This window comes from Actinomycetota bacterium (assembly GCA_030019255.1).
Taxonomy (GTDB): Bacteria; Actinomycetota; Geothermincolia; order Geothermincolales; family RBG-13-55-18; genus Solincola_A.
In genome coordinates this window covers 106,590-126,121 of record JASEFK010000005.1, presented here as the reverse complement: position 1 = coordinate 126,121, position 19,532 = coordinate 106,590, and the positions used below count along the sequence as shown (strand labels likewise).

The 19,532-nt window shown below is 64.5% G+C and carries 15 protein-coding genes; 8 read left to right on the top strand and 7 right to left on the bottom strand.

What is annotated here, in order from left to right; all coding sequences use genetic code 11:
- Window positions 1-104: 104 nt before the first annotated feature.
- Window positions 105-536, bottom strand: coding sequence for a MarR family transcriptional regulator (locus QME84_06010; GenBank protein ID MDI6873820.1), 432 nt, complete (start codon window positions 534-536; stop codon window positions 105-107).
- 222 nt (window positions 537-758) lie between these two features.
- Here QME84_06010 and QME84_06005 point away from each other — a divergent pair, with 222 nt between their 5' ends.
- Complete coding sequence (locus QME84_06005) at window positions 759-1,406, top strand: TetR/AcrR family transcriptional regulator (protein MDI6873819.1); 648 nt, start codon at window positions 759-761, stop codon at window positions 1,404-1,406.
- Here the strand turns inward: QME84_06005 and QME84_06000 are convergent.
- Window positions 1,388-3,094, bottom strand: a complete 1,707-nt coding sequence (locus QME84_06000; protein ID MDI6873818.1) for a SulP family inorganic anion transporter — start codon at window positions 3,092-3,094, stop codon at window positions 1,388-1,390. The genes QME84_06005 and QME84_06000 overlap by 19 nt on opposite strands.
- Before the next feature lie 579 nt (window positions 3,095-3,673).
- On the opposite strand from QME84_06000, the gene QME84_05995 reads away from it, so the two are divergent.
- Window positions 3,674-5,005: an NAD(P)/FAD-dependent oxidoreductase gene (locus QME84_05995; protein MDI6873817.1), complete on the top strand. Its 1,332-nt coding sequence runs from the start codon at window positions 3,674-3,676 to the stop codon at window positions 5,003-5,005.
- A gap of 551 nt (window positions 5,006-5,556) precedes the next feature.
- Here QME84_05995 and QME84_05990 read toward each other — a convergent pair.
- Window positions 5,557-5,757, bottom strand: coding sequence for a zinc ribbon domain-containing protein (locus QME84_05990; protein ID MDI6873816.1), 201 nt, complete (start codon window positions 5,755-5,757; stop codon window positions 5,557-5,559).
- Window positions 5,758-6,306: 549 nt separating this feature from the next.
- On the opposite strand from QME84_05990, the gene QME84_05985 reads away from it, so the two are divergent.
- The 6 genes from QME84_05985 to QME84_05960 all read left to right on the top strand — a co-directional run bounded on the left by QME84_05985 (window position 6,307) and on the right by QME84_05960 (window position 14,814).
- Entirely contained in the window at window positions 6,307-6,999 is a 693-nt protein-coding gene (locus tag QME84_05985; GenBank protein ID MDI6873815.1) for a hypothetical protein, read from the top strand.
- A 276-nt stretch (window positions 7,000-7,275) separates the two neighbouring features.
- Window positions 7,276-8,238 (top strand): hypothetical protein, encoded by a 963-nt coding sequence (locus QME84_05980; protein MDI6873814.1) that lies wholly within the window; start codon window positions 7,276-7,278, stop codon window positions 8,236-8,238.
- Window positions 8,235-9,221 carry a methyltransferase domain-containing protein gene (locus QME84_05975; protein MDI6873813.1) on the top strand — a complete coding sequence of 329 codons (987 nt, stop codon included), beginning with the start codon at window positions 8,235-8,237 and terminating at the stop codon, window positions 9,219-9,221. Before QME84_05980 ends, QME84_05975 begins: the two co-directional genes overlap by 4 nt.
- Window positions 9,222-9,863: 642 nt before the next feature.
- Window positions 9,864-11,036, top strand: coding sequence for a glycosyltransferase (locus tag QME84_05970; protein MDI6873812.1), 1,173 nt, complete (start codon window positions 9,864-9,866; stop codon window positions 11,034-11,036).
- Window positions 11,037-11,039: 3 nt separating this feature from the next.
- The gene (locus tag QME84_05965) at window positions 11,040-12,641 is read left to right on the top strand and encodes a sugar transferase (GenBank protein MDI6873811.1); all 1,602 of its coding nucleotides are present in this window, start codon (window positions 11,040-11,042) and stop codon (window positions 12,639-12,641) included.
- Between the two features lie 529 nt (window positions 12,642-13,170).
- Window positions 13,171-14,814, top strand: coding sequence for a glycosyltransferase family 39 protein (locus QME84_05960; protein ID MDI6873810.1), 1,644 nt, complete (start codon window positions 13,171-13,173; stop codon window positions 14,812-14,814).
- 290 nt (window positions 14,815-15,104) lie between these two features.
- Here the strand turns inward: QME84_05960 and QME84_05955 are convergent, their stop codons facing one another.
- The 4 genes from QME84_05955 to QME84_05940 all read right to left on the bottom strand — a co-directional run bounded on the left by QME84_05955 (window position 15,105) and on the right by QME84_05940 (window position 19,524).
- A complete protein-coding gene (locus QME84_05955) occupies window positions 15,105-15,791 on the bottom strand; it encodes a hypothetical protein (protein MDI6873809.1) in 687 nt (228 codons plus the stop codon).
- 19 nt (window positions 15,792-15,810) lie between these two features.
- A complete protein-coding gene (locus QME84_05950; protein MDI6873808.1) occupies window positions 15,811-16,836 on the bottom strand; it encodes a glycosyltransferase family 2 protein in 1,026 nt (341 codons plus the stop codon).
- A gap of 39 nt (window positions 16,837-16,875) precedes the next feature.
- Window positions 16,876-17,991 carry a glycosyltransferase family 1 protein gene (locus tag QME84_05945; GenBank protein ID MDI6873807.1) on the bottom strand — a complete coding sequence of 372 codons (1,116 nt, stop codon included), beginning with the start codon at window positions 17,989-17,991 and terminating at the stop codon, window positions 16,876-16,878.
- 330 nt (window positions 17,992-18,321) lie between these two features.
- Window positions 18,322-19,524 (bottom strand): glycosyltransferase, encoded by a 1,203-nt coding sequence (locus QME84_05940; GenBank protein ID MDI6873806.1) that lies wholly within the window; start codon window positions 19,522-19,524, stop codon window positions 18,322-18,324.
- Between the last annotated feature and the right edge of the window lie 8 nt (window positions 19,525-19,532).

The window sequence follows — 19,532 nt, the reverse complement described above, 5'->3', positions numbered from 1 at the left end:
AAATCCGACCTCGAGGATGCGGCAAGGCGCAGCCGAGTTCCCTTTTCGATGATATCCCCCGCTCCCTAACCCCGCCCTGCGCTCGAGGACGTTGCGAGGCGCGCTCAGGACTCCCTGGCCCCGATGAACAGCCAGAGCACCCGATTGATGGAGTCCACCATCTCATATACCCGCTTCCTCTCCTCCTCGTTCAGATCTTTCGTGAGGCGGACCAGGACCCTTGCGGGCTCCCTCATCATCCCCTCTATCCGCTTTTTCCCCCGCGGGGTGAAGCTCACCATCACCCGGCGGCGGTCGGAGGGGTCCCGCACACACCTGACCCAGCCCCTTTCCTCCAGGGCATAGATCATGCGGCTCATGGTCGAGGGGTTGAGGTGTAGCATGCGCGCCAGTTCCCCCTCGGCCAGGCTTCCGTGCATGAACAGGGTGAGGAGGGCGACGTACTGGGAATAGTTCAACCCGTATCTCTCCAGCACCTCGTTGAACTCCGGGTAATAGGTGCGGATGAAGAGGAATACGGTCTCTATGAGCCTCACGAAGGGTTCCTCGGGAGGGGAACCTTGGGTATCCTTTTCATTATTCATATTTTTCATGATAAAAATTCTACCTTTCCGCCCCTTTCGGGTCAAATGGAGAGCGGCCAGGCCGGCCCCCTCGACATGAATGGGGGGTGGACGGGGGCTTCCCGCCGGCGGTTTGACCGTCAAGGACCGCCGCTGGTAAATTGTGACTGTCGGTCATCTCGGAAAGGGGTCGCGTTGAAGGCGAATTCAGGACGCGGAAACGCGCGCGCAGTGCGTTTCGTACAGGAGCGGTCCGCGGAGACCAGGAAACGCATCCTGGAGGCCGCGAGGGAGGTTTTTTCCGAGAAGGGCTACGAAAAAACCGCGGTGGCCGACATCATCTCCCGCGCCGGCATCGGCCACGGAACCTTCTGGCTCTACTTCCGCAACAAGGAGGACCTGCTGCGGCACATGCTCCGCGAGATGGTCAGCGAGCTGGAATCCTTCGACTGGTACCGCGAAAACCACCTGGAAGGAATCGCCGTGGAGACCCTCCAGGACGTGGAGAGGATAATCCGGGGCGTCATGGAGGTCTTCCAGCGTTATTCCCACATCCATCCCCTGGTCATCAGGGCCTCCGTGGAAAGCGAGGAATTCCGCCGCGACCTGGACGAGCTCAACCTACCCTTCGCCCGCATCCTGGAGGCCAAGCTGCGGGAGCACCTGGAGAAGGGGTTGTGCCGGGACCTCGACCCGGAGATCGTCTCCCGCATCATCCTGGCCATGATGGAATTCGTCACCGTGCAGTGGGTGAACGGCAGCCTGGACTGCGACCTGGAGAAGCTGGTCCACAACCTGAGCGTGATCATCTTTCACACCCTGCGTCAGGAAAGGTCCGGGTAGCGCCGCCGGAAGGCACGGGCGGCGTCGCGCACGGTTGGGAAGAGGTTCTCCCGCCCCAGCTCGACCTCCAGGCCCTCCCGTTCCAGGAAACCCCGCAGGGGGGCGTGCACCCGGGCCAGGTAGAGTTCCGTGCCCCCCTCCCTGAGCTTGCCCAGGAGCCTCCTCAGCTCCCGGGCCGCCGTGGTGTCCATGTCGAACACCATCTCGCAGTCCAGGACCACCACCAGCGGCCGGGGCCTGGATCCCTCCACCAGCTCGAGCACCTCCTCCACCAGCAGGTCCACGTTGGCGAAGATGATGGGGCCGTCGAAGCGGTAGATGACCAGGTAGGGAGAATAAGGACGGAAGCCCCTGTCCTCCCTGAGGTCGCCGTGCCTCTCTCCGCTCTCGTCCACACCCAGGACCGCGGTGTGGGGACGGCTCACCCGCGCCATCACCCCGGCCAGGGAGAGGAGGACGCCTACCCCGATTCCCGTGAGCACCCCGAAGAGGAGCACGCCGAAGAGCGAGCCCAGTGCGAGGGCGAAATCGGACCCGCTGACCCTGCGCAGGCGGAGCATCTCGCCTGGGCGCACCAAGCGGAGGACGGCGAAGATCACTACCGCGGACAGGGCAGCATGGGGTATGTACCGGAAGAGGCCGGTGAAAAGGAGCATGGTGAGAAGGGTGAGCAGGGAACAGACGATGGAGGCAAGCGGCGTCCTGCCTCCAGCCGCCTCCCCTGCGGCGGTGCGCGAGTAACTGGCGTCCACGGCGATGCCAGAGAGGAGACCGGAGGCCAGATTGGCCGCCCCCAGGGCCACCATCTCCCGGTTGGGGTCCAGGCGATAGCCGTGCCGGATGGCGCATGCGCGGGCCAGGGCCAGGGAGTCGGCGAAGGCCAGGGCCGCCAGGGCCAGGGCTCCGGGCAGGAGGGTCGTTGCGTCCCGCACTTCCAGGCCCGAAAGGGAAAGCAGGCGAAGTCCTCCCGGAACCGCGCCCACCACCGCCACCCCGCGGTCCGGAAGGTGAAAAGCGCGGGAAGCCAACATCGCCAGGGCCACCACGGCCAGGACCGCGGGGAATCGCGGCGCCGCGCGGTCCACGGTGAAGAGAAGCACGAGACAGCCCACCCCCACCGCCAGGGCGGCGAAGGACCAGGAACCGGCCCGTCCCAGGACATTGGCCACTTCCTGGAAAAAGTTGCCACCACGGGGATCCAGTCCGAACATGGCGGGGAGGCGTCCCACGGCTATATACAGAGCGGCCCCGGCCACGTATCCCTCCAGGACGGGATGGGAAAGGAACTTGGCCACGAAACCGGCTCGCAGGGCGCCGCCGAGTAGCAGCAGGACTCCCGTCTCCAGGGCCAGGAGCACGGAAAGGGCCACGAACCGCCGGGGGTCGCCGCCCGCCGGGCCGGCCACCACCGCTGCGGACACGGCGGACACCGCGGCCGTGGGCCCCACGTGCAGGTGGAGACAGGTGCCCAGCAGGGCATAGCCGAGGGAGGACAGGCACACGGCGTAGAGCCCGTGCTGCACGGGAACCCCGGCGATGCCGGCGAAGGCCATCCCCAGGGGGACGGCCAGAAGCCAGGTGGCGAACCCGGCCGCCAGGTCGTGTGGCAGCCATTCCCGGCGGTACTCGAGCCACCAGGGGCGGAAGCGCATGCCGCGACGCCTCTTATCCCTGCGGACCTCTTTCAATGGTCGACGTGTCCTCGTCCGGTCATCCTTTTCCAACTCCGGCCGGAACCCGTTTCCGGGACCGGAACCCGGCATCCATTCCTTTCCAGTCTAACACGCACCGCGGCCGCCCACCCGCGGCCGCCGACCGCCTTCACACCACCCGTTAAGACTCCCTCCTCCCATGCCGATCCCCGGGAGGTTGACCGAGACAACGCGCTGTCTTCAGGATTCCGGCCTTCGCCCACCACCCTCGCGCTCGACGAGCCTGGCGCCGCGGGTCCTGCTTCCTTCGTCGAGGGCGCAGGGACGGCGCTTCTCACCCGCTGCATCCGGGCTCCGGATCATGCACTTACCTCTTGGTGGCCTCAAAAAGGCCGTATCGTTCAAGCAGACAGTTTGGAAATTGAAAAATCGACGGACCACCCCGTCATCCTGGCAAGATGAGCTACCTGCCTCTTGCAGGCGGCAAAGCTTCGAAACGGCGGTCATCCACCCGGGACGGCAGGGGTTATAATCATCTCGTCCCTCAGGTGCCCGCACAAGGGCGCCGGGGCGACGCCGCTTCCTGGGAGGGGCAGACCGGGAAGGGGGAAGGGAATGAAGGTCATCGTGGTGGGAGCGGGAACCGCGGGGCTGGCCGCCACCTATACCCTCCACCGCGGCGGGGTGGAGGTCACGGCTCTGGAGGCCTCCTCATCGCCGGGAGGACGCCTGGCGGGAGCCAGGAGGGACGGCTACGTGCTCGATCTGGGCGCGCAGTTTTTCTTCCGTTTTTACGACACCACCTTCGACCTCTGCCGGCGCCTGGGACTGGAGGGGGACATCGTTACCTTCCCCTTCAAGGTAGCCATCTGGAGGGAGGGGAAACTCAACCCCCTGACCGCCGGCCTGGACCCCCGGCTCCTGTGGAAGGACCGGCGGGACCTCCTGCGCTTCCGCCTCTTCGGTCCCCGAGGAATGCTGCAGATGGCCCGCATCATGCCCCTTCTCTTCCGCAGGCGCCGCGACCTGCACTTCATCGACTACCGCGGCGCCTTGGACCTGGACGGGGAAAGCCTGGCCGAGCTGGCGCTGCGCCGGGGAGGAGAGGAGGCCCTGGAATATTTCTTCCAGCCGCTGGCCTCCTGCCTGACCCTGGGCGAGCCGGAGGAGATAGGCGCCGGGTACGGGTTGGCCCTGGCCTGGTACGCCCTGCACGGCCTGTACACCCTGAAGGGCGGCATCGGGACCCTGGCCGAGGCCCTCTACCGGGAATGCCGGGACCGGGTGATGCTTTCCACCCCGGCGCGCCGCATCGTGCTGGAGGGCCGGAAGGTAAAGGGCGTGGAGACCGGGGAGGGTTTCCTGGACGCCAACGCCGTCGTCTGTGCCACCACCGCCGGCACCGCCCTCCGCCTCATGCCCGACCTCCCGGAGGGGATGCGGAGCGTCCTGCGGCGGGTGCGCTACAGCGCGTGCTGCCACGTGATGTTCGGGCTGCGGGAACGCCTTCTTCCCGAGGGATGGTATGCCGTGGGACTCCCCCGGCGGGCCATGTCCCCCCTGGCCGGCTTCACCGACAACTCCATAAAATCCCCGCTCTATGCCCCGCCCGGGGCCGGGATGGTGCACTGCTTCACCTACGGTAAGCACGCCCGCGAGCTGAACTCCCGCCCCGACGGGGAGGTCTTCTCCCTCCTGGCGGAGGAGATCCGCCGCTTCATCCCTTCCATGCCCAAGGAGCCGCTCTTTTCGGAGATCTACCGCTGGGAGGAAGCGGTGTGCCTCTCCCCTCCGGGCATGCTCCGCGCTGTGGAAGAGCTCAAGGAAAGGGGCCTCCGGGAGGTTAAGGGCCTGCGCCTGGCCGGGGAATACCTCTTCATGCCCTCCGTGGACGGGGCCTTGCGCAGCGGCATCGACGCCGCGGAGTCCATCCTGAGCGGGGGATAGCATCAGGGGAAACCGTCTCAGGAAGAAAATCCCTCGAAGAACGGAGGATTGCCCGAAGCCCTCTACGCTGCAGCACCAGGTAAAACGCACCAAAGAACCGCGACCTGAGATGAAATTCCTCGAAAGCCTCCCGCGCGACGAGCTCCCAAGCCTCGGGAGCATCGAGAGGACTGCCATAAAAGGGAGGGCTGGAGGAGAGGAGCTGCAGCACCAGGAGGACCTTCTGCTCTTTGTGTATCGAGAGCACTGGGATAAGAGGGCGGCTAGAGGAGATGATTCTTGTCCTCCTCACCCTCCAAGGTGTCATCCTCCTTGTGCCGCACGCGGCAGGAAGGGGACATTCAGGTGGGAACTCCCAGGCGGGGCAGGATGAAAATGCTCAACACCAGCCACACGGCCAGCACGAGCAGGGGTATGATCCACTCCATTTTCCACCTTCTTCCCTCTTTCCGAGCCGCCGGGCCTGGAGCGACGCAGATTCACCGGCGGCGCTTATGGCTTCGCGATATCCCTTCCTTACCCGGATCCGGACCGGACCCCTACCAGGGGCTTCACGTGGAGCGGGTGTTGCAACCGCTGGAGAGGTCCTGCCGGCTGCTCCCTCCCAGGCCCAGCACGGAGAAGAGCTTGCGCACCTTCTTCGACCCGCACTTCCCGCAGGCGGGGGTCTCCTTATCCGCTTCCTCGGCGCGGCGGAAGAAGGCGTCGAAGCGGTGGCCGCATTCCTCGCACCGATACTCGAATATGGGCATGTCCTTCCTCCTTTCCTTATTTGGCTAAAAAGATACCTCCCACCGGAGGTCCAGGGTATGATCCGGGTCAAGTCGGGGGAAGGCCGTTTCCTCGGGCAGCACGGTCATCTTTCTTCTCACCTACGGTCCCGGCCACAATCCGGGTCAAGACCCGGAGGCCATGCTCCGGGTCCCGAGTTTCGCCGCCTCCCGGGAACCGCTTTCACGCCTCGAAAAACAGGCTTCCCGATACGGAGCAATGCCACCACATCGTAAACCTTGGTCCACCTTCATGGTAATATTTACCACCTTAACTTTTTACCACCTCAGCCGCGGTTGCCGGGCGATGTTGACGCTGCTTCACATGAATTCCGCCGTTCCTGCTCATATCCGGAAGTTATACCCCATGCCGGAAATGCAACGGCAGCTGCCACCTTTTCCCTCCCCGGCGGGGGATGTTAACATCAAATCGTCCTTCACGGTCGCGGACCGGGAGGGCATCCATCGGCATACGGGAACCCGCGGGGAACCCGAGCAGTCAAAAGGCAGGAGAAACGAGAGGGGGCGAGGATGCGGCGAATCATCATCTGGTATTCCAACCTCAGCCGGAGGGGCAAGGCCCTCCTGTGGACCGCGCTGGGCCTCATCGCCGCCCTCGTCCTGGCCGCTGCCGCCTGGATGGTCCTCACGCCGGAAAAGGTCCTGGTGCGCTACGGGACAATTGTCCGCGACCCCATCGACAACCGCGTCTGGGAGGACAACACGCAGACCGCCTGGGTAAGCCCCTCGGAGGCCGCCAACTACCGGGTAGAGTACATCGACCGCTACAGCCCGGAACACGAGGAGCAGATCAGGAAGGAACGGGAGGCGGCGGCGGCCGAGGAGAAGGAGCTCGAGCAATCCACCGGCTTCCAGGCCCTGGAGACCTCCATCCCTGCCCAGACCTTCGAGGACCTCAACACCCTGCAGCGCAACATCGAGGTCATGGGGCAAGACATCATCTCCGGGATGGAGATGGCCTCCCAGGTGTCGAGTATCAAGTCCACGCTGGTGAACTACCGGAACCAGGTGGCCTCCATGCCCCTTCCCCCGGAGCTGGAACCCCTGCGCCAGGAGGCATTGCAGATCTTCGACATGTACATCAAGGCTTGCGACTTGTACCTCCAGGCCATCGCTTCCGGTGACCTGTCCCTGGTGGACGAGGCCAACGCCCTCATCCAGGCCGCCGCCGAGCGAATCCAGGCCCTCATGCCTTCTTACTGATGAGTCTCCACAAAGGGGAGCCAGAGAGGAGGAACGAGGGAAGGCGTTTCGCCTGGTTTCCCACCCGCAGTTATAGCTATCACGGGAGGACGGAAAGGAAGGAGCGGAAAGGATCGTGCCGCCGTGGTCGCCCTTCGCCCGGGCAGATACGACGCGCACGGGGTTTTTCGTATAGGAAGCAAGAACCCCGGGCCGGGGTTAATATTGCGCCCCTCGAGTGTCTATAATTAACCTTATTCCTCGGCCGGATGTGTATCGCCAGAAGGGGGAATGAGAATGACGGAGAAGCGGACCGAGAGGTCTCCCCTGTTCCTCAAGACGGTGGAATGGTCCATGACCGGCCTCTTCCACCTCACCCGCCTGCTCTTCTACGTCTTCCCGCCGGGACTCTTCTACGCCCTATTCCGGGCCATGGGCGCGGCTCTCCTTTACCTCCGCCCCGGGATGCGCCGCCGCCTGGAGGCCAAGATCTCCGATGCCCTCCCGGAGATCACCGATCGCCGGGAGTTAACCCGTATCGCCCGCCAGGCCTGCGCCTCCATGTTCCTCCCCATCCTGGACATCTTCACCCTGGGAAGGCACGGGGAACGCTACATGCGGGAGCTGCGCATGGAGGGTAAGGAGAACCTGGCCCGGGCCGAGGAGGCGGGGAAGGGCATCATCTTCATCTGCCCCCACATCGGCGGCGTGGCCATCGTGCACGCGGTCATGGCCCGCCTGGGAAAGCTCTACACCCCCATCATGTACCGCCCCGAGGACACCGCGGTGCCGCGCTACGTCGAACACCTGGCCCTCTACGCCGGGTTCCTGGGGTGCGACCTGGAGGAGCCAGTCTTCCTGGCCGGGAGGGACATCATCCCCAGGGTGCGCGAACACCTCGCCCGGGGCAAGAGCATCGGGCTCACCTTCGACGTACCCGGCACGGGTGTGGTGGAGTTCTTCGGCCGTCCCGCCGCCCTGGCTGCGGGGGCCGGCTATTTCGCCTACGACACCGGGGCCCCCATCCTGCCCTTCTGCCTCCTGCGGGGAAAGGGAGTCTTCGACAACCGCCTCATCTTCCTTCCGCCCATCTTCTGCGACACGGCAGCGGACAAGAAGGCGGAGGTCGCCAGGGTGATGCGGGAGGTGGTCAAGGCCGGGGAGAAGACCATACGCATGGCACCCGGCCAGTGGATGAGCTGGTTCGGGCTTTGGGCCTGGTGGGACCAGGCCCGGGAGCTCCTGGAGAAGGGAGCATGAGCGAAGCCTGGTCCGCCCTGCTTCCCTGGAAGGATATGCTGCGCTGTCCCTCCTGCGGAAGCGGCCTGGAAATCTCATCCAGTGGAGCCGCCTGCCCGGGCTGCAGGACCACCTTCGGGGAGGAGAACGGGCTCCCCGACCTCCTTCCGCCGGACGTCCATCCCCTGGTGGTCTCGGAGAGGGAACACTACACCGAGAAGGTGGATTATTACCTCCGCATGCACGCCACCTGGTGCGAAAGTCCCTTCTACCGCCACTACCACGCCAGGTTCCTCGACGACCTGCGCCGCCTGCCACCCGGTTCCCTCATCCTTGAGGCCGGCTGCGGGCTGGGCAACGACGGCCTGGAGCTCCTGCATTCCGGCTACCGCCTGGTGGAGACGGACGTCTCCCCCGGCCAGCTGGCCGAGGCGTGCCGCCTACACCGCAGGGAGGGTTTCGGGGACCGTTCCCTCCACCTGCTGGCCGACGCCTCCCGCCTCCCCTTCGCCGACGCCTCCTTCGACGGCATGCTCATGGTGGCTTCCCTCCACCACCTCCCGGACCCCGGGAAGGCCCTGCGCGAGGCCCGCCGGGTCATCCGCCCCGGGGGACCGCTGGTCCTGGGAACGGAGCCCAACGACTGGCAGAATAGGACCATATACCCTATTGGAAAATTATTCCTGAAGATCATCCGCATGCTGACCGGAAAGGCACCGGGGCCTGGGGAGACGGTCTCCGAGGCCGACCGGCTCACCGAGGGTTTCTCTGCCGCTTCCCTCTCCCGTCTCCTGCGCGAGGCGGGGTTCCGCCGCGTGGAGCTCAAACCGGCGGGGTACCTCTCCGCCGCCATCTTCTTCGCCTCCACCGAGCTCTCCCACCTCCTGGGAAGGGACGTCAGGCTCTTCCCCCTGGAGCGCCTGGTCATCCCCCTGGACGAGGCGCTGGGAAGGCTGCCCCTGCTCTCCCGCTATCCCTGGCACTGGAACGCCCTGGCCGCCTGAGACGTGCGGCTCTCGAGCGGCAAGGAACGCCCGCCAGGACGGACAGGATTCAAGAAGACACCGCGGAATCCAGGACCGTGGTCTTGCGAGGCCTCCCTGCGCACCGGAGCCCTTAATGTTACGAGATTGTTACGTCAAAGTGATAGATATTACATCCCTTCTAAGATTATGTTACATTTATTTACATCTGAGTAAACAAAGAAAAGGTTTGTTTTTTTATCATCTAAAGGTGAAGGGGGTTCATCTCCAGGGTGAACAAGGTTTAAAAAATTGTACAAAGGGATAGATATATAATCGGCGGTGGATAGCGGTAAGGAAGCCGGGTAGTCCCGAGACAGCAGGGTTCGAACTCCAAAGTCCACCTGTTTTTAAACGTCGTCAGCGGTAATCGTTGCGGACTGGGGGTGTGGGAGAGCAAAAACCGGGGTGCAAAAGAACATCTCGAGGGCGAAGATCAATTCGTTTGTTCTTCCTTTCATCCCGAAATCCTTTTTCCGGGATCATTCTTCTCACCCATTCAGCCGCACGCAGGTAAGAAGGAACGAGGAATAGGCCGAAGCGGGAAGGACGGGATCGATATCCCGAAGGAGAAGCCACGGACCCGCCGGACTGGCGGGTGGGGCAGCGGGGCGAGAGGCGGCGATGAGGACGGCCCTGGTACACGACTGGCTGACCAACCTGGCGGGCTCGGAAAGGGTCCTTCTGACCCTCCACGAGATTTTCCCCGAGGCCCCCATCTACACCTCGGTCTTCGTGCCCGAGGAATTCCCCACCTTGCGCCACGCCGATGTGCGCACTTCCTTCCTCCAGAATATCCCCTGGGCCAGGAAGAAGCACCAGGCCTTCCCCTGGCTGCGCACGGTGGCCTTCGAGAGCTTCGACCTCTCCGGGTACGACGTAGTCATCTCCTCCAGCCATGCCGAGGCCAAGGGGGTGATCACCAAGCCGGAGACCCTGCATATCTGCTACTGCTACACGCCCATCCGCTACTACTGGAGCGGATACCACCATTACCTGGCCAACCCGCGCTTCGGCGCACTCAACCCGCTGGTCAGGGCGGTCCTCCCCTACATGACCAATTACCTGCGCGTCTGGGACCGCTGCGCGGCGGACCGCGTGGACCTCTTCGTGGCCATCAGCGAGCACGTGGCCCGGCGAATACGCAAGTACTACCGAAGGGAAGCGGAGGTCATCCATCCTCCCGTGGACACCTCCTGGCTCCACCCCTCGGAACGCGTGGAGGACTATTTCCTCCTGGTGGGGCGGCTCATCCCCTACAAGCGCGCCGACCTGGCCGTGGAGGCCTTCAACCGTCTGGGCCTCCCACTGAAGATCGCCGGTACCGGATCGGAAATGGAATCCCTGCGCCGCGTGGCCCGGCCCAACGTGGAGTTCCTAGGACGGGTGAGCGACGCGGAGCTCGCGGAGCTCTATTCCCGGTGCATGGCCCTTGTGTTCCCCCAGGAGGAGGACTTCGGCATCGTTCCCCTGGAGGCCATGGCCGCAGGAAGGCCGGTGATCGCCTACCGGGCCGGGGGAGCCCTGGAGACGGTCCGGGAGGGAGAGACGGGCGTCTTTTTCGACCGCCAGGAACCGGACTCCCTGGTGGAGGCGGTGAGGAAGTTCGACCCCGGGGACTTCGACCCCCGGAGCATAAGGCGACATGCCCTGCGCTTCGATTCCGCGGTCTTTAAGGAAAAGTTTTCCAGATACGTCAGGGATGCCTGGGAACGCTTCCAGGAAGAATCGGCGGCTCGCGAAAGGAGAGGGCGACTGGTAAGCCTGCCATCGGGGGAGGCAAAGAAAAGGGGGTAAGCGATGGAAGGACGGCTGGTTAAAAGACGTAGCCCGCAAACCGAGGAAAAACCGGTCGAAACGGCTTCCGCCGCTCCTCAGGTGGAGGAGATATCGGACGAGGAGCTCCAGGCCATTTTGCGCGAGGCGCGCCGGGAGATCCTGCATCCTCGCGCCCAACGCCGCCTGGAGGTGGCGGTCCGCATCCTCGCGCGCTTCGCATGCGATGCTGCGGCCATGTGGGCGGCCCTAGTCTTCTCCTACTGGATGCGCTTCCAGTACCCGCTGGTGGTGCGCCTGTTCCCGCCCGAGAACGCGGCCCCCTTCGGCATCGTGGCCCTCACCCTGGCCATGACCTCGCCGGTGCTCTTCCTGGCCCTCAAGGCCTCCGGCATGTACGACCCCTACCAGCGCATACGGGTCCTAGACCGCATACCCAGGATCGTGGGCTCTGTCAACGCCCACCTGGTCTTCACCCTCATCGTCTCCTTCCTCCTCAATTCCTTGACCACACCCCGCGGTTTCCTGGTCTTCTTCTGGGCCTTCTCCATCGTCTTCATCTTCGTATCCAGGACCCTCCTCCAGGGAGTGGCCTCGCTGATCGGCTGGGGCGACGTGGTCATGCGCAACACCCTCATCATCGGGGCGGGCAAGGTGGGGAAGTCGGTGGCTCGCAAGCTCATCAAGCACCAGGGCTTCGGCCTGCGACCCATCGGCTTCCTGGATGATGACCCCCTGTTCGCCGAGTTCGAGGAGCCTGAGCTGCGGGACCTGCGGGTGCTGGGAAACCTGGAGAGCCTGGAGAACGTATTACGGGATTTCCGGGTGGAGAAGGTGATCATCGCTTTCAACACCTCCCCCGCCGAGAAGCTCCTCGACCTGGCCTCCACCTGTAACGCAGCGGGGGTGGAATGCTCCATCGTCCCTCGTCTCTTCGAGGTCATCACCGACGAGATAACCGTCAACGAGATCGGGGGCATTCCCCTCATCCGCCTGCGTGACAAGAGGCTGCGCGGCTACAAGAAGGTGCTCAAGGCCCTCGAGGATTACGTGCTGGGGACGGCTATCCTGCTGGTCATCTGGCCGCTCCTCCTGGTGACCGCCATCGCCATCAAGCTGGATTCCCCGGGTCCTGTCTTCTTCCGGCACCGCCGGGTGGGAAAGGATGGGAAGTGTTTCGACTGCCTCAAGTTCCGCTCTATGGTAGACGGGGCCCACAAGATGCAGGCCAAGCTGGTAAACGGGAAGCCGGACAACGAGTTCGGGTGGCTGTGCTGGAAGGATAAGGAAGATCCCCGGGTAACGCGGGTAGGCAGGTGGATACGCAAGTTTTCCATCGACGAGCTACCGCAGATCTTCAACGTCCTGGCCGGCCAGATGAGCCTGGTGGGTCCCCGGCCCCACATCAAGGAGGAGGTTCGCCAGTACAAGGACTGGCACCGCCAGCGCCTGAACGTCAAGCCGGGGATCACCGGGCTGTGGCAGGTAAGCGGGCGCAGCGAACTGCCCTTCGACGAAATGATCAAGCTCGACCTGTATTACATCGAAACCTGGTCCCTTTGGCAGGACATCAAGATCCTCCTGCGCACCTTCAAGGCGGTGATCTCTGGGGACGGCGCCTACTGAGGACGTCGGGAAAGGAGCGGATCCAGGATACCGCGGAGGCGGAACCGGCAAACCGGTTAAGGGTTGAGGGTGAAGGGGGGATTGCACCGGGGGGGCCGGGCGGCCCATGCGCCGCGCGGCTGCGTCGTGAAACCTTGCTTGGGAATCGCCGGGGCAAGCGTTTTCCACGGGAAGAAAACCCCACCGCCTCCTTGCGAGCGGGCTGCCTCCCGACATGCAACAACTGACAGGGCCTTGCCCTCCCCGGACGATGTTTAGCCGCCTTTTCCGCCTCAAACCGGTCGGCCGGCAGGGCTACGATATCCAGGTAAGTCTTACCATCCTGCGCCTTCCCGCCCGCCGGATCCCCGCGGCGGAGGAGAGCGCGGACGGTGCGAAAAGGAGCTCATGCGCAAGAAGTGTCCCCCACCAGGGCTCGTGGTGGAGAATGGAGTCTCGGGAATGCCGGCCCGCGCAGCAGATTGACCTTATGTTATGATACGTTCGTCCTCCGTGACCGGGACGGGGCCTTAAGGCAACGAGGGTGGTAGTGAGATCTTCCCGCAGCGAAGAGCCCGACGTGACGGCCGAGAACCGTCACGGTGACGGATGGGCCAAGAGGCTGGCCGTTCTCCTGGTATGTTTTTTCCTTTTTCACCTTCTGAAAAGCCTCTTCCTAGGGGTGCACGTGGACGAGGCCAACTGGTGGATGCAGAGCAGGCACCTGAGTGCTGGCTATTATTTCCATCCCCCTTTCACTGCCTTCATGGTCCGCGCCGGTACCCTGATCTTCGGAGAAGGAGCCGTGGGCTTGAGGATGGTCCACCTGATTTTCGCCACCGCCTCCCTGGCCCTGGCCTACCTGCTGTGCCGGGAACTGGGGCTCGAGGGGCGGTGGTCCTTCTTCACCATCCTGCTCCTGGCCTTCCTCCCTTTTACCAATTACTGGATAACCATGGTAGTGGTGGACACGCCCATGGTCTTCTTTTCCCTGCTCTTCGCCATCTTCGCCCGGCGCGCCGTGTTCAACGGGGAGGGGAAATACTGGTACTGGGCAGGCCTTGCGGCGGGGTTCATGCTCCTCTCCAAGCTGCAGTCCGCCCTCTTCCTCTTGGGCCTGCTGCTCTTCCTGCTCACCTCCCCGGACTTCCGAGCACAGCTGAAGAGGAAAGAGCCTTACCTTGCCCTGGCCCTGGCCCTCGCGGTCATGGCCCCCACCATCACCTGGTATGCCCTCCATCACTTCGAACCCATCGTCTACCAGGTGACCAGCCGCCCCGGGTTCCTGCATGGGGGTCCGGGGGAATACCTGGCCAAGGTGGTTAAACACGTGGGCTGGGAGGCCTTAGCCCTCTCGCCTTTCGTCTACCTGTTCAGCCTCTTCGGGCTGGTGTACGGAGGCCATCGTGGCTTTGTTGAACGAAGGAACGAGCTGCTCTTCCCCTTCTGGCTGGCCCTGCCGGGCATCGTCTTCTTCACCCTCACCGGTGGCCCTCCCCGCTGGGGGTTTTCCTCCCACCTCTTCTCCCTCGTCCTGGCCATGGCCTCCGCGGTGACGCTCCTGGGCGTCGACCCACGACCGCGTGCTCGCCGCCTCTGGAAGGCGGTCTACGGGGGGCTCTTCCTGTTCCCCTGCCTGGCCGTCACCTCCCTCACCCTGTACCTCAGCGCGGCCAGTTCATCGGAGCACACCGGATGGAAGGAAGTGGCAAATGCCGTGGAGGGCCTGGCCTCGCAAGGGTACGGCGGGGAGGAGCTACCGCCGGTGGTGGCCTCCCCTTATTACTTCATCCCCAGCGAGATCGCCTACCACAACCGGGGCAGCTCCCTGGATTACACCGTCGCCTTCCTGGTCTACGAGAACGAGGTAATGTGCGACGACAGTTCCTATTCTCCCTGGGTGCCCCTCGACGACCTGGAGGGCAGGGATTTCCTCTTCGTGGACGAGAGGGACAACCCCGACGGCTTCCAGACCCCGGTTTCCTTCTGGGAGCGCAAGCTGGCTCCCTACTTCCGGGAAGTGAGTGAGCCGCTCGTCCTGCGCGTTCACTCCTCCGGCGAGGAGCGCGAGTTCTACATCTTCCGCTGCGCGGGGTTCAGGGGACCCGACGTGGACATGGACCGCAAGGGGGAGGCGCGCCGGTACGTGGAGAGCTTTCCTCCTGAAGCAGACATGGCGGGCGGGCCTCCGTGATGCGACCCCACGCATCAAAGGACACGTGGATCTTTCCCCGTATGTAGAGAACGACATCAGGCACCATTTTCGGGCGTCTCATAGACCGGGCAGGAATGCGGGCGAGAATGGTGCCCGGCGACTCATGAAACGGACTCGGACGCCCGTGCCTCGGGAATCAGAGGCCCGCAATCCCCCCAGCGGGACCGGTCGCACGGTCGCATGGTTTCCGTGCTCTTTCAAAGGCCACGGTGAACCACCGAAGTCCTCGTCCGCGATCCGAACCCGGAGGCAGCTTCTCGCTCCGAGGGCTAGGAATCCTTCCCGGGCCGGCTCTTGCGGTAGGTCCGGGGGTCTATCCAGGATTCGCTCCGCTCCGGTTCCTTGTTCGGGTCGTGCTCCGGCGGGGGCCCGTGGAAGTGGGAGGGGTCGTACTTGTAACCCACGTAATCCTCGGGGTTGACCCGGCGGCCCTCAACCTTGATCACCCGCCCGGGATTGCCCACCACCACCGAGTAGGGCGGCACGTCCTGGTTCCAGACCACGGCGTTCAGACCTATCTGGGCGTATTCCCCGATGGTGGCACTGCCTCCCACCATGGCCCCGTGGTAGATCTGTACGTAGTCCCGGATGTCCATGAAGGGGTTCTCCTCCGGGAGGCCCACCGCCCCCACGGCCACGTGGGAATAGATGCGCACGCCCCGCCCGATGCGCGTGCCCCGGCCTATGAGAACGCTTATGGGGTGGTCGAGGTGAAAATCCGGCCCGATGTCGGCGTCGGGGTGGATCTCCACCCCGCAGAGGAGATAGTTGAGGCGGTAGCCCAAGAAAGCCAGGGTCACCCATCCCTTGAGGTAGAACCACCGGTAGATGCGGTAGAGGGCGATGGCCTGGTTGCCGGGATGCAACAGCACGTCGCGTACCAGGCCCCCCAGGCCCTTGCGCTTCAGGGCCAGCCTCAGGTCGTCCAGGAAATGCACCTTTCCTCCTTCGGCCATAGGCGATCCCCCCTTCCGATCATCTACCTCCCTTGTCTCCCAGGCGCTTCCGCATCCACTTGCGCACCGTGTCCAGGGAACCGTACTTGATCATCGCCGTCTCGTAGGGCCTGCTCTCCAGGAAGGCCACCGTCTCCGGCTTCAGCACCCTTCTGCCCCGCAGCACGTGGGGCAGGCCCAGCAGGGTATCGAAGATGCCCCGGAAGAAGCTGCGGAAGGTGTGATGCTTTATGGAATAGAGGATGAAGAAGACCAGGTAGTGAAAGGACTTCTTCAGGGCCGTGCGGGCGGGGTAGAAGCGGGCCAGGTACCACCACCCCCCGGTCATGGTGATATACAGGCGATGTCCCGGGTCCCGGACCTCCCGGGATATCTTGTGCCGGATGACGGCGGCGGGGTGGTAGACGATGCGGTAGCCGCGGTCGATGGCCTTGGCGGAGATGTTGCGCTCGAACTGGTAGAGGAGTATCTCCGGCTCTATGTAATCTATTTCCTCCAGCACGTCCCGCCGCATCAGGGCCCCGTTTCCGTGGAAGGTGGGCACATCGAACACCCCCTCCGAGGCGTGCTCCTCGGGGGTGAACCAGCGGAGGGGGTCGAACACCTCGCCGGTGTCGTAGTACAGGTTCTTGCTGTGGACCACGGCGATGCGCGGATCCGAGCCCATGACCCGCACCATGCGCTCCAGGGCGTCCGGCTCCAGGACCCCGTCGTTGTCCTGGTGCAGGATGAGGTCCCCGGAGGCCGTCTTGGCCCCGATGTTCAGGGCCTGGATGACGATGTTATGGGGGGACTGGATGAACATGACCTCGGGGAATTCCTCCTTGATCATCTCCCGGGTGCCGTCCCGGGAATTATTGTCTACAACGATGATCTCCTCCACCGGGTAGGTCTGGGCCTTGATGGCCAGGATGGCCTCCCGGAGGTCGTCCTTGCGATGCCAGTTGGGTATCACCGCGCTCACCCGGGGCCTGTACTCCCGTTCCGTCCCGGTGCCTTCCATGCCCATCTCCCCTCTCGTCGACCCTCCCTTCGTCACCTTCACTTACCTTTTCGGTCCCGCCTCCAGCCGCCTGAACCCCGTTCACCCGGCCACCTCCCGGAAGACCCGGAGCGTCTCCTCCGCCGCTTTCCGCCAGGAGAACTCCGCCGCCCTCCTGATGCCGGCCTGGGCCAGCCGCTCCCGCTCCTCCCGGTCGGAGAGCAGGGAGGCCAGCACCCGGGCCATGTCCTCCACGTCCAGGGGATCGAAGTAGGCCGCCGCCTCCCCGGCCACCTCGGGCATGGAGGTAACCCGCGAGCAGGCCACCGGCGTCCCGCAGGCCATGGCCTCCACCACCGGGAGGCCGAAGCCCTCGTAAAGGGAGGGGTAGACGAAGAGGCCGCAGGCGTTGTAGAGGCACAGCAGCTCCTCCTCGGTGACGTATTCCAGGTGGACCACCCTCTCCTCCATCCCGCAGCGCCGCGCGGTCCCCTGGATGTCCACCGGAGGTGTAAAGGGGGCAGGGGTGCCCAGGATGAGGAGCTGCAGTTCCCGTCCCAGCTCCGCCCCGGCCACGGAGACCGCCTCGATAAGCCGCTCCAGGTTGCGGCGGGTGTGGATGGAGCCCGCGGTGAAGAGAAAGCCGGGCCGGAGCCCGAACCTCTCCCGCACCGCGGCGAGCGCCGCCTCGTCCCGCAGGGGACGGAAATGCCGGTCCGGGGCCGCGGGTATCACCGTTACCCGGGAGGACTCCACTCCAAGTAGCTCCACGATGTCCCGCTTGGAATGCTCGCTCATGGTGATGATGCGCTCCGCCCGCCTCACTTCCCTCCAGAAGAGGTCGTCGAAGAGGAAGCGACGGTCTGCGGCGAACCACTCGGGATGGACCTTAAAGGTCAGGTCGTGCACCGTGACCACCGCGGGGCAGACCTTTATGAGGGGGAGGAAATAGGAGGGGGAGAAGTGGAGGTCAACCCCGTCCCGGCGCATGGCCAGGGGGAGCCTCAGGTGCCTCCAGGTAAGGCCAGGGGCACGGGTGAGGACCTTCTCCCTCAGGCGAATGGAGCGGAAGGGCAAGGGCTCAATAGGCGCCGAGAGGTACAGGATGTATTCCTCCTCCCCCTCCAGGGCCGTGAGCTCCCGCAGGAGGTTGAGCAGGTACCTGGCCACCCCGTAGCGCCTGCCCTGCAACGTCCGTCCCTCGATTCCCACGATCATGCCCGAGCATCCCTTCTATCCATATCACGCGGGCGGAAGCTGGTTTGCCCGTCTATCCCCATTCCCGCGATCATATTCGGGCATTTACCCCTTTCCATGGCGCCGCGATCGCGGCTGGACTCGACGGCCCGACCCTCGATGTACACGATCATGCCTACTTATCCTCCACCGATTATCGATCGCCTGAATCCCGGATGGTAACCGTATCCTCCAACCGGCAATGATAAACGCCGTTCCCTCGGATGGCCATACCGCCTCGCTCCCCCTTTCCTCCTCCCCGGAAAGGGCTTATCACCGCCCAACGCATCGTTTTCCAGCGCGGGGTTCCGGCTATCCCCCCCACGTTCCGGGGCGGAGCAGGGCCAGGAGCTCGTCCTCCATCTCCCGGCAGCGCGCGCCGAGCTCGAAGGCCTCCTTGACCCGCTTCCTCCCCCTCTCTCCCATCTCCTTCCTCTCCTCGGGGTGAGAGAGCATCCAGACCACGGCGCGGGCCATGGCCTCCGCGTCCCCGGGGGGCACCAGGAGCCCGGTACGGCCATCCTCCACTATTTCCGGTACTCCGCCTCCTTCCGTGGCCACCACCGGAAGGCCCAGGGACATGGCCTCGAGGATGACCATCCCCAGGGGCTCCGGCTCCACGGAGGCGTGTACCAGGCAGTCCAGCGCGGCCATGGCCGGCAGCGGGTCCCTGAGGAACCCGGTGAAGACGGCCCTCTCCTCCAGGCCCAGGGAGCGGCTCAGCTCCCGGAGTTCCTCCGGGTAATCCTCCCTGCCGAATATGGCGCCACCCACCAGGAAGAACCTGGTTTCCGGAAAGTACTCCGCCACTCGCGCCGCGGCCCGCAGGAAGACGTCGGGGCCCTTCCACTCCACCAGCCTGCCCACCAGGCCCACCGCAGGACAGTCATCGGGGAGGCCCCACTCCCTTCTGACCCGCTGGCGCATCTCCCCGGCGTCCTCCCGGGCCTCCACCCCGTTGTAGACCACCTTAACCTTTTCCTCCGGCACCCCCAGGGCCAGGAGCGCCTCGCGCACCGCGCCGGAGATGGCCAGCACCCGTCGGGCGAAGAGGGTGGCGAAAGTCCTCAACAGCCAGAGATTGAGCCGGCTGAAGGTCTCGGGGGAAGCCAGGTCGTGAAACCTCCAGGCCACCGGCCGTCGCGCCAGCCATCCGGCCAGGCTCCCGTAGATGTCCGCCTTGGCGCTGTTGGTGAACACCAGGCGGTAGCTTTCCCTGCGGATGAGGAGGGCCAGCCGCAGGACGGTGGCCAGGAAATCAAGGGGATAGGCGGCGGCCGCCCGCCTGCCGCCCAGTGATTTCCTCCTTATTTCCAGCAGCCTCCTGGAAGGAAATCCCAGGTGGATGCGTACCCCCAGGGCCTCCGCCTCCTCCACCAGGGGACCGCGGTAGGGCACAGCCAGCCCGGGCTCGAACCGCTCGCGGTCCAGGCGGCGCAGGAAGTCGAGGAGCACGCGTTCCGCTCCTCCCGTCTCCACGGCGTGGTTCACCACCAGAAGGCGGCAGGCCTCCATTTCCGGGC